This window comes from Flaviaestuariibacter flavus (assembly GCF_004337505.1).
Taxonomy (GTDB): domain Bacteria; phylum Bacteroidota; class Bacteroidia; order Chitinophagales; family Chitinophagaceae; genus Flavisolibacter; species Flavisolibacter flavus.
The window spans coordinates 24,047-38,331 of the sequence record NZ_SJZI01000009.1; the positions used below are offsets into that span (position 1 = coordinate 24,047).

A 14,285-nucleotide genomic window follows, 5' to 3' on the forward strand; every position below is an offset into this window, starting at 1 on the left:
CCATATTTTTGCCGCATAACGGCATGCATGAAACTTTCCCATCTTTCCGAAACGCTTATCGGCTCTGAGATCGTGAAGCTTGGCGGTGAGATCCGTGAGCGGATCCGCCAGGGCGAAACCATCTACAACTTTACCGTTGGTGATTTTGACCCGAAGATCTTCCCGATCCCGAAGGAGCTCGAGGAGGCGATCATCGATGCGTACCGCAAGCATTTCACCAACTACCCGCTGGGCGAGGGCAACCTCGACCTGCGCGAGTCGATCGCTGCCTTCAGCAAGCAGTTCCAGGGGCTTGCGTATGGGCTCGACGAGATCCTTGTAGCCTCCGGCGGCCGCCCGCTTATCTACGCGCTGTACCGCGCCATCTGCGATACGGGCGACAAGGTGGTGTATGCCGTTCCGAGCTGGAACAACAACCACTACACCCACTTCGTAAGCGGTGAGCACGTGGTGGTGGAAGCCACTGCCGAAAACAACTTCATGCCCACGGCCGCCGACCTGGCGCCGCACCTTCCGGGCGCGGCCCTGCTGGCACTCTGCTCGCCGCAGAACCCCACCGGCACCACCTTCCGCCGCGAAGACCTCAAAGCGATCTGCGACCTCGTCGTAGCCGAGAACGAGCGCCGCGGCGACGGTGAAAAGAAGCTGTACCTGCTGTACGACCAGATGTACTGGATGCTCACCTATGGCGGCATCGAGCACGTCGACCCCGTGTCGCTGCACCCGGGCATGCGCCCCTATACGGTGTACGTAGACGCCGTGAGCAAGGTGTTTGCCGCCACCGGCGTACGCGTGGGCTGGAGCCTCGGCCCCGCGCATATCCTGAATAAGATGAAGGCGATCCTGTCGCACGTAGGCGCCTGGGCGCCGATGGCCGAACAGAAGGGCGTGGCGCAGTACCTGCGGCAGACCGAAGCCATCGGGCAATACCTGGCGCATTTCCGCGCCGAGCTGGAAGAGCGTCTGCGTAGCATCTTCGACGGCTTTATGCAACTGAAAAGCGAAGGCCTGCCGGTGGATGCCGTGGCACCCGAAGCCGCCATTTACCTGACCCTGAAGATCGATGCGGCGGGCCGGCGTACGGCCGGTGGCACCGAACTGAAAGACCAGTCGGATGTAACCTCGTATATCTTAAAGGAAGCGAAGCTGGCGGTAGTGCCTTTCTATGCTTTTGGCGCTTCGCGCGACACCGCCTGGTATCGCCTGAGCGTGGGCACCTGCAATAAGGAGGAAATCGGGGAGATGATCGGGAAGCTGCGCGCGGCGCTGTGCGCCCTGCAGCCGCTGGCTTAATTACGGTTGATGAGGAAGTAAAACGGCTTCAGGTCGGGGGTAGCAACGGCTTTGAGGATCTTGCGGGACTTCCGGGTGATGCTGTTGCGGGTAACCAGTTCGTGCGCCTGGCAGAACACGTCATCGCATTCCACCTGCGAAAGGATTTTGTTGAGACAGTCCACGGTCTGGTTCAGGGCCTGCTGGCTCTGGTTTTGCTCCTTCAACAATACCAATAAGTCTCTTTTACCGTTTTCCATATAGTCCCCGTTTATGTGTTACATTCCTCGTTGACTCGGACAGCCGCATTTGCTGCCGCGACCACTGCCGGAATAATAGTTCCTGTTACAACTGGTCACACTGATAAAAGTCAAGAACAATGCCACATATACCAACAGTTTTCTCATAGTATCGCTTTCTGATCTAACTAAATTACCACCCTTTTATGATGCGTGTTGACCAAACCCGGAAAATTTAACATGAGCTGCCGCCCCGCACCGGCCGGACCGCGCATCCTGGTGGCGGCCCTCGACTGGGGGCTGGGTCATGCAACGCGTTGTATCCCAATAGTCCACCGCCTGCTTTCGCGCGGCGCCACGGTGCTGCTGGCGGGCAGCGGCGCCTCCGGCGGGGTGTTGCGGGAGGCTTTTCCCAACCTCTCCTACCACGAGCTCCCGGGCCACGAAATACGCTACGCACGCAGCGCCGGCGGGCTCATGTGGAAAATATTGCAGCAACTGCCGCGGCTGGCGCGCACCACGAAAGCAGAGCGGCGCTGGCTTGCCCGATTCGTGCAACAGCAAGGAATTGACGCAGTTATCTCCGACAACCGCTACGGACTCCATCATCCCGGCCTGGCCACGGTTTTTATTACCCATCAACTGGGCATCCGCACCCCGTTGGGCAGCGTTGGCAACAACCTGTTGCGCCGCTACCACTACCGCCTCATCGGGCGCTTTGGCGCCTGCTGGGTACCCGACGGGCCGGCGCCGGGGCTTTCCGGACTTCTCGGTCACCCGGGGCCGTTACCCACCGTGCCTACGCGCTACATCGGGCCGCTCTCGCGATTTCAAAAAGCCGAAGCCGCAACGCTGTTCGACCTCGCGGTGGTACTCTCCGGCCCCGAGCCGCAACGCGGCATATGGGAGGCGCAGCTGCTGCAGCAATTGACCAATTTTCCGGGCAAGGTGCTGCTTGTGCGCGGCCAGCCGCGGGATAAAACTTCCGTCACCTCCGGCAACCTGACCCGCGTGGGACACCTGCCCGCCGCCGAACTGCAGGCCGCGCTGGCCGGCGCCGCCCTGGTGCTGGCGCGCTGCGGCTACAGCACCGTGATGGATCTCGCGGCACTCGGCAAACGCAGCATCCTGGTGCCCACACCCGGCCAGACCGAGCAGGAATACCTCGCCCGACACCTCACGGAAAGCGGGTTCGCCTGCTGCCTTCCGCAAAAGGATTTCAGCCTGCAACAGGCCCTCGCAACGGCCGGCCGCTTTTCATACCATCTCCCAACCGCTTCCGGCCATCAACATCTTGATGAAGCAATCGACGAACTGCTGGCGCGGCTGGAGGTGAACCGGGAGGCGTAAGCCGGGAGCATGCATTGCGAGGCCCCGCGCCTTGTTAGGCGTCATCGCGACCGCAGCGAAGCACACCTGCGGTAAAAAAATGCAACGGGCCGGGCAGCAAAGACTTCCCGTGGACGATTGCTTCGCCGTCTCCCTCCGCACGCCTTCCCGCAATGACGGCAATGAGGAAGCGCGGCCGCCACTGCCGCACGTCCGAGATCTGACATCTGACATCTTCCCGGCATCTTATCTTGCACGCGATGCGCCCCCGCCTGCTGGCCCACATTGCCGTACTCGCCGCCAATATCTTCTTCGCCGCCAACTTCAGCTTCGTGAAGATGATCACGCCGCGCCTTGTAGCGCCCTTCGGGCTCAATGTGTACCGGGTAGGCTGCAGCCTCGTGCTGTTCTGGCTGCTGTGGCTGCTGGCGCCCGACAAGCGGGCGCCGCGACGCTCCGATATCGGCCGCATCATCGCCTGCGGGCTCACCGGCGTCGCCGTCAACCAGATGCTGTTCATCCGCGGGCTCACGCTCACCACCAGCATCCATGCGGCACTCCTGATGCTGACGACACCCCTGCTCATTACGTTATTTGCCCTGCTGGTGCTGCGCGAAAAACTCACCCGCACCCAGGTTCCCGGCCTTCTGCTTGGCGTGGCGGGCGCGGCCTGGCTCATCGCGGGCGGCGCGCAGAGCAGGCTGGCACCGAACCCGCTGCTCGGCGACGCGCTCATCCTGGTCAACGCTATCTCCTATTCGATGTATTTCATTCTCGTGAAGCCCCTGATGACCCGCTACACGCCGCTGGAGGTGGTGCGCTGGGTGTTCACCGCCGGCTTCGTATTCATGCTTCCTTTCGGCTGGAAGCAGGCCGCCGGAGTACCTTTCACCATCTTCACCGCAACGGATTGGGCGGCCCTGGCGGCCGTGGTATTCACCGGCACCTTTTTGGCCTACTGCTTCAATGCCTACGGCATCCGCCACCTCGGCGCAGGCACCGCCGGAGCGTATATCTATACGCAGCCGGTATTCGCGGTGTTCATCGCCACGCTGGTTCTCAACGAGCAACTCTCTTTGGAAAAAGGACTCGCGGCCGCACTCATCTTCGCAGGTGTTTTCCTGGCAACGCGGAAGCCGCGAAAAAACGAAGCCTGACATTCGTTCTTTTTCGAAAAAAGCAATAGCTTGGTGGCAAATCCATTCCAATGAAAACAGCATCCCGCCTGTTGGCACTCCTTTGCCTGTGCGCGCTCTTCAGCTGCCGCGCCGAACCTGTAGATTACAACGACAACACTGCCGCTTACCTCACGATGGGACAATGGAAGGTCCGCGAATGCGTGGGCGATGGCGTGCCGGCCGCAGACCTCACGGCCTACAGCCTGCAGTTCACCAACGACGGACACTTCACCGCACGCCGCAACGGGCAGGTGCTGGAAGGCAACTGGGACCTGCGCCGCCACCCGGACGGACAGTCGCTGCAACTCCGCCTCGACGACAGCAACAACGAGCTCGCCCCCGTCAGTAATACATGGAGCCTGCGCTACTCCGACCCCAACGAGCTGAAGCTCGAACGCAGCGGCGCGGCCCTGCACCTGGGCCGCCCGTGAAAGGCATTGCCATGACTCACTAACCCTCCCCATACAAAAAGGCTCCCGCGCGGGAGCCTTTTTCATAAGTATCAAAACATCAACCCACAGGGTTCTTGGGATAATCGAAGAAGAGGAATTTCTTTTCTGCGGTCGCAAACTCCGCCCAGGTTTTTCCTTCCATACCTACGGCAAACACGGCGCAGGTCGGCATATCGTCTATCCGCACATTGGTGAGCGTGTTGACGTATTCGGTGATGCCGGGATTGTGGGCGAAAAGCGCCACCACGTTTTTGTCGGCGGGCAGTGCCGCCACGGCATCCGCGAAGGCCTGCACCGTGGGCTCGTAGAGGTGGTCCACCACTACGATATCATCTTTTTCAAACCCGAATGCTTCTGCGAAAAAGCGCGCGGTGCGCCGTGCCCGCTTTGCCGGGCTTGTAACGAAGTGCTCCACCTTTACTTTTTCCTTCACCCGCTCCGCCATCTCGGGCGCATCTTTCTTACCGCGCTCATTGAGCGGCCGGTCGAAGTCTTTCATCGTGATGTCGTCCCAGGAACTTTTGGCGTGGCGAACCAACAATAATATTTTCATAGTGTGCTAGTGGGTTAGTGTGCTAATATGCTAAAATAATAAAAGGCCACCCGTATAACCAATGCCCCGACTACTAGCACACTATCCCACTCGCATACCAGCACACTAATAACCGCGTGCATTCTTTCCCTCCATGTAATTCATGAAAGCTTTGTTTACCACGCGGTTGCCACCGGGGGTGGGATAGTTGCCGGTGAAGTACCAGTCGCCGAGGTTGTTGGGGCAGGCCTCGTGCAGGTCTTCGATGGTCTGGAAGATGACCGACACCGGTATCCTGAGGCCGACGGGCGTGATGAGTTCGGCGATCTTGTTGGTGATCTCCTGGTTGGAGAAAGGCTTGTAGAGGTGCTTCACGACGTTCACTGTATGCAGGTCGCCGCGCTGGTGCAGGGCCACGCATTCGTCATAGAGCTTTTGCAGCAGGTCTTCCTGCCCGCGCTCTTTCAGCAGGGCCACGGCGGCATTGAAGGCGATGAAGTCACCAAGCTTGCTCATGTCGATGCCGTAGCAGTCGGGGTAGCGGATCTGCGGTGAGGAGGAAACCACGATGATCTTTTTGGGCTCGAGGCGCGCCAGCATGCGGATGATGCTTTCCTTGAGCGTGGTGCCCCGCACGATGGAGTCGTCGATCACCACCAGCGTGTCTTCACCCGCGCGCACAGTGCCGTAGGTAACGTCGTATACGTGCTGCACCATCTCGTTGCGGCCCGCGTCTTCGGTGATGAAGGTGCGCATCTTCACGTCCTTGATGGCGATCTTTTCCATCCGCACCCGGCGGCTGATCATCTCCTGGAGCTTTTCGGGATCCACATCGCGGCCCCAGCTTTGAATGCGCTCGATCTTGATCTGGTTGAGATAATCCTCGCAGCCTTTCAGCAGCCCATAAAAAGCTACTTCGGCGGTGTTGGGAATAAAGGAGAAGATGGTGTTCTTGAGGTCGTAGTCGATGCACTCGAGCACCGGCTTGCTCAGGTTATAGCCGAGGCGCTGGCGCTCCTTGTAAATTTTTTCATCCGATCCGCGCGAGAAGTAGATGCGCTCAAAGGAGCAGGCCTTGCGCTCCTTGGGTTCCACCACGGCTTCGATCACGTAGCGTCCGTCGGGATATACCACGATGGCGTGGCCGGGGAGCAGTTCCTGTACTTCATTTTCGCCCACATTGAAGGCGGTGCGGATGGCGGCGCGCTCGGAAGCAGCCACGATCACTTCTTCATCGATATAATAATAGGACGGACGGATGCCGTGGGCGTCGCGGAACACGAAGCCCGTGCCGTTGCCGGTGAGGCCACCCACGTGGAAGCCACCGTCGAAGAGCGGTATGGCTTTGCGGAGCACGGAGAGCACGTCGGTGCCACCGGGCGCGGCTTCGTCGGCCTGCACCAGGAAGTGGTGGAGCACTTCCATCATGGCGGCGAGGTCGCTTTGCTTCTGGAAGACGCCGGGCTCCAGGCCGATGAGCGAGAAGAGCTCCTCGGTGTTTACGAGGTTGAAGTTGCCGGCCAGGGCGAGGTTACGCGCCGGCACGGTATGCCGCTTCACAAAGGGATGACAGAATTCGACGTTGTTGCGGCCCTGGGTGCCGTAGCGCAGGTGCCCCAGCAGCAATTCACCCATGAAGGAAAGATGGCCCTTCAGCAGGCCGGGATGATTGGTGGCGTCGGGGTTGAATTTCTGGAGCTCGTTGTATTCCTGGCCGATCTGCCGGAAGAGGTCGGCGATGGCGCCGCTGTCGGCGCTCCGAAGACGCGCCAGGAACGGATATCCCGGCTCCACATCCAGCTTTACCGCGGCTACGCCGGCACCGTCCTGCCCGCGGTTGTGCTGCTTTTCCATCAGCAGGTACATCTTGTTGAGTCCCCACAAAACAGTTCCGTAGCGTTGCTGGTACCAGGAGAAGGGCTTACGAAGACGGATAAAAGCCAGGCCGCATTCGTGTTTGATGGCGTCGCTCATAAAGGTGAATGAGCCGCAAAGGTAACGGGAGAATGGGGTAATGGGGGAATGTGCTGATGGGGCAATATGCTAGAGTGCTAGTGTGTTGGAAGTGGCCCTAAATAATTCCCGGAGCAACGATGGGGGGTAGATACCGATCGCCGGCGGTCAGGATGACAGGCGGCAGAGAGATGCAAGCGGGCGGCCCGCGGTGCAGCTCAAGGATTCGGGAATACCAACCCGGGCCGCTGTTCAGGAACCCGGACTCCTGTCATCCTGATGCGCAGCATCAGGATCTTAAACTCGCGATTGGGAGACAGGCTCTCGTGTGCTAATCGGCTGCCGGCTCTTGCCTCATGCGCCCCTGTCTTCCGGCAGGGGTACGGCAACGGTGATCGTACTTCCTTTGCCCGATACCGATTGGATTTCGACGGTGCCGCCGAACATCCCTGCGCGGTTTTCCATATTGGTAAGGCCGAGGCCGCGGCGTACGCTGGCGGGATCGAAGCCTTTGCCGTCGTCGGCAACGCGGAGGAAGGCGGTGCCGCCTTCGCGGCCCAGGGTGATGTCGACGCGGGTGGCGCCGGCGTGCTTTACGATGTTATTCAGCTGTTCCTGCAGGATGCGGAAGAACATCAGCTTGCGGTTGTCGGGCACCGACTCTTCGTCGAAGCCCTCGCAGCTGAAGCGGATGCGCAGGTGCTGCGTGCGGGTGATGGTGTATACGAGGTCGTTGATCGACTCTTCGAGGCCGAGGTCGCCGAGCGTGGAGGGGATAAGGTTGCGGCAAAGGGCGCGGATCTCGTTGATGACGTCGGAGATGTTGCGGTTGGCAAGGGCCACCATCTCGAGGGTTTCTTCGTCGGCGGTGGCCTTGGCGAGATCGAGGTACAGCTTGATGGTGGTAAGCTGCTGGCCGATATTGTCGTGGAGCTCCTTGCCGATCTCGGTGCGTTCTCTTTCGGAAGAGTCGATCGTGGCCTGGGTGAGCTGCCGCTGGTGGCTGATCTGCTCGGCGAGGAGGCGGTCTTCGAGCGCCTTGCGCTCGCTGATGTCGGCAAAGGATGCAATCACATATTGAAGCACCTGCTGCTCGTCGAAAACGGGATCGGCATTCACCAGCAGCCAGATGCGGCGGCCGGTGACGGGATGCAGGTGCCCCATAACGAAGTTGCGCACCGGCTGGCCGGTACGGATGGCGCGGAGCGCGGGCAGCTGGTCGGGGGTAATGGGAGCGCCGTGCTCGCTGATGACGCCCCAGGCGGCAGCGGGCAACGCGGTTCCCATGAGGGTTTCGGGGGGCAGGCCCAGGATGCGGGTGGCGGCCTCATTGCAGGTTTCGATCACGCCGTTGACATTGAACATCATTACCCCGCTCTGGATATTGCGTACCAGCAGGCGGAAGCGCTGCTCACTTGCTTTCAGGGCTTCGGAGGCCTCCTTGCGCTGCGAGTCGTCGTGGAAATAAATGGCGATGCCGCCGACGCTGGGATTGGCCAGCAGGTTATTACCCCGCACGAGGCACCACAGCCAGGGCCCGTCCTTGCGACGGAGGCGCACGTTGATGAATTTGATTTCGGCATTCTGGTTCACCTCACGCATAAAAGCTTCCGAAGCTTTCGAATGATCCTCGGGATGCACAAAGTCGAACGCCCATTTGCCCAGCACCTCGGCATAGTCGTAGCCCAGCACATGCTTGATGGAGGGTGATGCGAAGGTGATGCGGCCGGACACGTCCATGAGCAGGATGCCGTCGAGGGCGTCGGCGATGAGGCCGCGGTAGAAGCGTTCCTTGCGGTGCAGGTTCTGTTCGGCGATGCGCTCGGCGGTGCGGTCGCGGCCGATAACCAGGATGCCTTCGGGCCGCCCGTCGGCACCGGGAAGAAAAGTGAGCGTAAACCAGAAGTAGTGACGCTGCCCGTCGCGGCCGGCGAAGGGGAGCTCGCCCTGCCAGCGCCCGGTGGTGGCCACCTGCGCCTTGATGGCCTCGAGCGGCTCGGCCGGGCTGTATTCGAAGGCAACCAGTTCGGAAATACGGCAGCCGACCGCCCCATCCGGGTCGATGCCGAAATGACGCACGGCGGCCGCGTTAAGCGAGCGCACGTGGAAGTCGAGGTCGGCGGTGACGATGACATCATCGAGCTGTTGCAGGATGAAGGCATGCTGCCCAGCCGGGGGCAATATTGTAGGGGCAGGCATCGGGTTCACGGGATACAAAATTGGAAGAGCCACAAAGGTAGGCAGAATGCAAGGCCGTGGTTAATATTACGGCTGGGTCCCGCAGCCTGTCGGTGGGAGGCGCCGGATGCGGGGATAAAAAAACCCCGACGCGGTGGTCGGGGTGGGAAACTTTATTTGCTGGCTACCTTTTGCGCCTGCGTCCAGCGCTGGATGCGGCTGCAGTGGTTCATCGCCGGATCCACCATCACGTAATGGTCGCCGAGGTGATCGTTGAGCCACTTCTCGAGGGTATTCATTTTCTTTTCCTCGAGGGCCGACTGCGCAATGCGGTTGTAGTCGTCCTTCAGGTTCATGCGGTGCGGCTCGGTGCGGGTCTTCAGGTAGATGAGGCGCACGCCTTTGTCGCTGCGCTCGTTGGTGAAGACGGCCGGCTGGGAGTACTCGCCTACCTTGAGGCGGCCGAGCTGGGCCACCACTTCCTTGTCGAGCTCGTCGATGGTCACGTAGGTGCCGTTGCGGCCCTGGATATAGGGACCCTGGAACTTGGCGGCCTCATCGTCGCTGTAGCGGCCGGCGGCAGTGGCAAAGTCGATGGTTCCGGCAATGAGGCGGGCACGTACGGAGTCGAGCTTGGACATACCGGCGTTTAGCTCGATCTCGGTTACCGGTGCCTTGCGGAGGATGTGGCGCACGATGGCGTCGTCGCCGGTGCGCGACATCAGCTGGATGAGGTGGAAGCCCGATTTGGAGCGCACCACGTTGGAGATCTCCCCTTCCTTGAGGCGGAAGGCCGCGGCAACGAAGGCCGGGTCCCAGCTCTTGTCGGTGCGGTTGATCTGGTACTGGCCGCCACGGTCTTTGGAGCCGGGGTCTTCCGACACTTCCTTAACCGCCTGCTCAAAGGAGATCTGCTTGCTGGCGATGCGGCTGCGGAGGCTGTTCATTTCGGAGATGACGTAGGCCTCTAGGTCTTTGGAAGGCTTCGGGTATACGATGATCTGGCCGATCTCGAGTTCGCTCTCGAAGAAGGGCAGACTGTCTTTGGGGATGCGGTTGAAGTAGTTGCCTACTTCGGTGGGGGTGATGCGCACGTTCTCCACGATCTTACGCTGCATCATCTGGGCGAGCTTGTTTTCGCGCACGGATTCGCGGCCATCGTCCTTGATCTGGTAGATGGTCTTGCCGGCGATACGCTCCAGTTCTTCCTGGGTGCCGTAAACACGGATAAAGTGACGGATCCGCTGGTCGAGCTCGGATTCCACTTCATTGTCATCAAGCTTGAGGGAGTCGCGCTCGGCCTGGAGCATAAGGAGCTTCGACACGAGGGCCTGCTCGATGATGGAGCAGTCGGCGCCGGCAGGCACTTCCTGGCCCTGGCGCTGGGCATCGGCAATGGCGTTGCGGATGTCGGATTCGAGGATGATGCGGTCGCCCACCACACCGATGATGCGGTCGCCGACCTGCTTGCGGGGCTGGGCAAAGGCCGCTGCCGCCAGGAGGAAGGAACAAAGAACGAGGAAAGACTTTTTCATACGCGTAGCGTCAAAAATAGGGTATCGGGCGCGGAAACGGCCGGGGCTGTGGTAGATTAACATTTGTTTGCGCGCCCTTACCCGAGCCTTCCCCAGAGAAAGGAGTAGATGTGCGTACCGATTAATGGTAACAAAGCATCCCGGAGGGATGCACGCTCCTTAGCCGGGCATGCAATGCCGGGAAAGAAAAATGGCCGGCATTATTCGGCATGCCGGAGGCATGCACGTTGTCCCGCCGTTCCCGGAACCCCGCAGCCTCTGTTAACGCGCATCCCTCCGGATGCGTTGTTGCGTTCCGGACCGCATTTACCCGGCATTGCATGCCGGGCTGAAAAACGAGCATCCCTCCGGGATGCAGCTTTCTTTCAACTAAAAAGACCCCGCGGCGGCGGGGTCTCATTTCGATATTCGTTATTCCTTGATCGTTATCCGATATTCTTACAGCGTACGCTTCACTTCCTCGAGCTCGTAGGCTTCTACGATATCGCCAGGCTTGATGTCGTTGTAGTTCTTGATCGTCAGACCGCACTCCATGCCCATGAGCACTTCCTTCACGTCGTCTTTGTAACGCTTCAGGGAGCCCAGTTCCGCGTTCACGCCCTCGCCGGTGGGGTACACCACGATGCCGTCGCGGATGATGCGGATCTTGTTGTCGCGCTTGATGCGGCCGTCCAGTACAACGCAACCGGCAACGGTGGCCTTGTCGAACTTGAACACCTCGCGGATCTCCACGTTGGCCACGATCTTCTCCTGCGTCTTCGGTTCGAGCATGCCCTCCATGGCGGAGCGCAGGTCGTCGATGGCGGAGTAGATAACCGAGTAGGTCTTGATCTCGATACCGGCGCCTTCGGCGAGGCGGTTGGCCTGCACCGAGGGACGTACGTTGAAGCCGATGATGAGGGCGTCGGAGGCTTCTGCCAGCGACACGTCGCTCTCGTTGATCTGGCCCACACCCTTGTGGATGACGGATACCAGGATCTCTTCGGTCGACTGCTTCTGCATCGAGTCGGACAGTGCTTCCACCGATCCGTCCACGTCGCCCTTGATGATGACCTTGAGTTCCTTGAAGGTACCCAGGGCAATACGACGGCCGATTTCGCCGAGGGTGATGTGCTTCTTGGCGCGCATGCCCTGCTCGCGCAGGATCTGGGCGCGGCGGTTGGCCACCTCTTTTGCTTCGGCTTCGTCTTCGTATACCTTGAATTTCTCACCGGCCTGGGGAGCGCCGTTGAGACCGAGGATCACCACCGGCACCGAGGGGCCGGCGTCCTTCATCTTCTTGTTGCGTTCGTTGAACATCGCCTTCACGCGGCCGAAGTGCTGGCCCGATACCACGATGTCGCCGTTGTTGAGCGTACCGTTCTGCACCAGCACGGTGGTCACGTAGCCGCGACCCTTGTCGAGGGAGGCTTCGATCACGTTACCGGTAGCTTCGCGGTCGGGGTTGGCCTTCAGGTCGAGCAGTTCGGCCTCCAGCAGGATCTTCTCCAGCAGCAGGTCTACGTTGATGCCTTTCTTGGCCGAGAGCTCCTGGCTCTGGTATTTACCACCCCAGCTTTCCACCAGCAGGTTCATCTGTGCGAGCTGCTCGTAGATCTTGGTGGGGTTGGCGCCGTCCTTATCGATCTTGTTGATGGCGAAGATCATCGGAACACCGGCGGCCTGGGCGTGGCTGATGGCTTCACGCGTCTGGGGCATGATGGCGTCGTCGGCCGCGATCACGATGACGGCGATGTCCGTCACCTTGGCACCGCGGGCACGCATGGCGGTAAACGCTTCGTGACCCGGGGTATCGAGGAAGGTGATGTCCTTGCCATTCGGAAGATGCACCTGGTAGGCACCGATGTGCTGGGTGATACCACCGGCCTCACCGGCTACTACGGTCGCATTCCGGATATAGTCGAGGAGCGAGGTCTTACCGTGGTCCACGTGACCCATGATGGTCACGATGGGCGAACGCGGCTTGAGGTCTTCGGCCTCGTCGGCTTCTTCCTCCTCGTCCATTTCGAGTTGCTTTTCCATATCGATGAATTCGACGTCGTAGCCGAATTCGGAGGCCACCAGCTCGATCACCTCGGCGTCGAGGCGCTGGTTGATGGACACCATGATGCCAAGCCCCATACACTTCGAGATCACTTCGGCGAAGGAAACGTCCATCAGGTTGGCGAGCTCGCTTACCGAGATGAACTCGGTTACCTGCAGCTTGTTGTCCTCGTGGCCATCCATTTCGTCGCCGCCGCCGCTGCTGCCGAAGCGCTTTTTGCGCTGGGCTTTGCTCAGCTTCTTGCCGCCGCCGGCAAGGCGTGCCTGTGTTTCCTGGATTTTGCGCTTGATCTCGTTGTCGTCGATCTGGCGGTTGGGGTCGTCGCGACGACCACCGGGTCCGCGGCCACCGCGCTGCCCGGGCTGGTTGCCCGTGCGGCCGCGGCTGCCCTCGCCGGGGCGGGTAACAGTAAAGCGACCGCCGCCGGAACCCTGGGCTCCGCTGACGCCTGCTCCCGGACGGGGCGGGGTATCGGGTGCTTTCTTGATGGGAATGCGGTTGCGCTTGCGCTTCTCGTCCGGCTTCGGACGGGTATCATTATCCACCGGCAGTTCGATCTTGCCCAGGATCTTGGGGCCTTCGAGCTTCTCGGCGCGGATGTTCTCGATAACGGGTGCCGGGGGTTCGGCTTCCGCCTTCGGCTCTTCGGCTTTGGGGGCCTCGGCAACGGGGGCGGGTGTTTCGGCTTTTGCCGGTGTTTCCACTTTCAGGACCTTGGCCTTAGGCGCTTCAGCTTTGGGCGCTTCGGCTACCGGCTGCGGTGCCGGTGTTTCGGCTGTAGGAGCCGGCGTTTCGGCTACAGGGGCCGGCGTTGCCGGTGCCTCGGCGGGCTTTGCCGGTGCCGCGGGCTCTTCCTTCTTCGCCGCGCCTTTCTTGGGGCGGGTAGAGGAGTCGATAGCCGACAGGTCGACGGTGCCGAGGATCTTGGGGCCGATAGTCGGCGTAGCGGGGGCGGGCGCCGGGGCTTCCGGTGCCGGGTCGGCCTTTGCGGGTGCCTCGGGTTCCGGGGCGGGCGCGGGTACTTCCGCTACGGGTGCGGGTGCCGGGGCTTCCGGAGCGGGAGCAGGAGCGGGTGCCGGCTCCGCCTTGGGCGCTTCAGCCACGGGTGCGGGCGCGGGTGCCGGCTCCGCCTTCGGAGCGGCAGGTGCCGGCCATTCGGCCGCGGGGGCTGCCTTGGGTGCCTCGGGAGCAGGGGCCTCCGCTTTGGGCGCGGTCTTGGCGCGCTCCTCGCGCTGCTTGGCCATCACATCTTCTTCCTCCTTGCGCTTCTTCGCCTCGGCGATGGCGCCCTTCGGAAGGTCGATCTGCTCGGCCTTGTGCTTCGCCACCTTGTCGGAGTTGAACTCCTGCTGCAAGGCGCGGTACATGTCTTCGGTCAATTTGGCCGTGGGTTTCAGGTCGTCGCGGTTGAAACCTTTTGCCGCCAGGAATTCCACCAGTGTATCTTTACCGATGTTGAACTCCTTGGCCGCAGCCATTAACCTGGGTGTTTGAATTTCTGCCATTAATATTTTTTATAACAAATCGTCTCTACTTGTCGGTTACCTTTTTCAATTCGTGTTTTCCGAAAAGG

Annotated in this window: 10 protein-coding genes; 4 read left to right on the forward strand and 6 right to left on the reverse strand. The window is 60.7% G+C overall.

Going from position 1 to position 14,285, the window contains the following annotated elements; genetic code table 11:
• The first annotated feature begins 27 nt into the window (after nt 1-27).
• Nucleotides 28-1,293: a pyridoxal phosphate-dependent aminotransferase gene (locus tag EPD60_RS06890; RefSeq protein ID WP_131448211.1), complete on the forward strand. Its 1,266-nt coding sequence runs from the start codon at nt 28-30 to the stop codon at nt 1,291-1,293.
• On the opposite strand, the gene EPD60_RS06895 is transcribed toward EPD60_RS06890, so the two are convergent.
• The gene (locus tag EPD60_RS06895; RefSeq protein WP_131448213.1) at nt 1,290-1,532 is read right to left on the reverse strand and encodes a hypothetical protein; all 243 of its coding nucleotides are present in this window, start codon (nt 1,530-1,532) and stop codon (nt 1,290-1,292) included. The genes EPD60_RS06890 and EPD60_RS06895 overlap by 4 nt on opposite strands.
• A 219-nt stretch (nt 1,533-1,751) precedes the next feature.
• Between EPD60_RS06895 and EPD60_RS06900 the strand changes: the two genes are divergently transcribed.
• The 3 genes from EPD60_RS06900 to EPD60_RS06910 all read left to right on the forward strand — a co-directional run bounded on the left by EPD60_RS06900 (nt 1,752) and on the right by EPD60_RS06910 (nt 4,449).
• Nucleotides 1,752-2,861 (forward strand): glycosyltransferase, encoded by a 1,110-nt coding sequence (locus EPD60_RS06900; protein WP_131448215.1) that lies wholly within the window; start codon nt 1,752-1,754, stop codon nt 2,859-2,861.
• A 239-nt stretch (nt 2,862-3,100) separates the two neighbouring features.
• Entirely contained in the window at nt 3,101-3,997 is an 897-nt protein-coding gene (locus EPD60_RS06905; RefSeq protein WP_131448217.1) for a DMT family transporter, read from the forward strand.
• A gap of 50 nt (nt 3,998-4,047) precedes the next feature.
• A complete protein-coding gene (locus EPD60_RS06910) occupies nt 4,048-4,449 on the forward strand; it encodes a hypothetical protein (RefSeq protein WP_131448219.1) in 402 nt (133 codons plus the stop codon).
• 79 nt (nt 4,450-4,528) lie between these two features.
• Here the strand turns inward: EPD60_RS06910 and EPD60_RS06915 are convergent, their stop codons facing one another.
• From EPD60_RS06915 to infB, 5 genes are all read right to left on the reverse strand, one after another.
• Nucleotides 4,529-5,023: a SixA phosphatase family protein gene (locus EPD60_RS06915; protein ID WP_131448221.1), complete on the reverse strand. Its 495-nt coding sequence runs from the start codon at nt 5,021-5,023 to the stop codon at nt 4,529-4,531.
• 105 nt (nt 5,024-5,128) lie between these two features.
• The gene (locus tag EPD60_RS06920) at nt 5,129-6,976 is read right to left on the reverse strand and encodes an amidophosphoribosyltransferase (RefSeq protein WP_131448223.1); all 1,848 of its coding nucleotides are present in this window, start codon (nt 6,974-6,976) and stop codon (nt 5,129-5,131) included.
• Between the two features lie 333 nt (nt 6,977-7,309).
• Nucleotides 7,310-9,154, reverse strand: coding sequence for a PAS domain-containing sensor histidine kinase (locus EPD60_RS06925; protein ID WP_131448225.1), 1,845 nt, complete (start codon nt 9,152-9,154; stop codon nt 7,310-7,312).
• Nucleotides 9,155-9,306: 152 nt separating this feature from the next.
• Entirely contained in the window at nt 9,307-10,668 is a 1,362-nt protein-coding gene (locus EPD60_RS06930) for a peptidylprolyl isomerase (RefSeq protein ID WP_165871448.1), read from the reverse strand.
• A gap of 438 nt (nt 10,669-11,106) precedes the next feature.
• The gene (infB, locus tag EPD60_RS06935) at nt 11,107-14,217 is read right to left on the reverse strand and encodes a translation initiation factor IF-2 (RefSeq protein WP_131448229.1); all 3,111 of its coding nucleotides are present in this window, start codon (nt 14,215-14,217) and stop codon (nt 11,107-11,109) included.
• Between the last annotated feature and the right edge of the window lie 68 nt (nt 14,218-14,285).

What these genes read in the sequence shown, in the direction of transcription:
- EPD60_RS06910 (WP_131448219.1), top strand. Translation starts at nt 4,048, where the DNA reads ATGAAAACAGCATCCCGCCTGTTGGCACTCCTTTGCCTGTGCGCGCTC.
- EPD60_RS06890 (WP_131448211.1), top strand. Translation starts at nt 28, where the DNA reads ATGAAACTTTCCCATCTTTCCGAAACGCTTATCGGCTCTGAGATCGTG.
- EPD60_RS06930 (WP_165871448.1), bottom strand. Translation starts at nt 10,668, where the DNA reads ATGAAAAAGTCTTTCCTCGTTCTTTGTTCCTTCCTCCTGGCGGCAGCG.
- infB (WP_131448229.1), bottom strand. Translation starts at nt 14,217, where the DNA reads ATGGCAGAAATTCAAACACCCAGGTTAATGGCTGCGGCCAAGGAGTTC.
- EPD60_RS06895 (WP_131448213.1), bottom strand. Translation starts at nt 1,532, where the DNA reads ATGGAAAACGGTAAAAGAGACTTATTGGTATTGTTGAAGGAGCAAAAC.
- EPD60_RS06915 (WP_131448221.1), bottom strand. Translation starts at nt 5,023, where the DNA reads ATGAAAATATTATTGTTGGTTCGCCACGCCAAAAGTTCCTGGGACGAC.
- EPD60_RS06925 (WP_131448225.1), bottom strand. Translation starts at nt 9,154, where the DNA reads ATGCCTGCCCCTACAATATTGCCCCCGGCTGGGCAGCATGCCTTCATC.
- EPD60_RS06905 (WP_131448217.1), top strand. Translation starts at nt 3,101, where the DNA reads ATGCGCCCCCGCCTGCTGGCCCACATTGCCGTACTCGCCGCCAATATC.
- EPD60_RS06900 (WP_131448215.1), top strand. Translation starts at nt 1,752, where the DNA reads ATGAGCTGCCGCCCCGCACCGGCCGGACCGCGCATCCTGGTGGCGGCC.
- EPD60_RS06920 (WP_131448223.1), bottom strand. Translation starts at nt 6,976, where the DNA reads ATGAGCGACGCCATCAAACACGAATGCGGCCTGGCTTTTATCCGTCTT.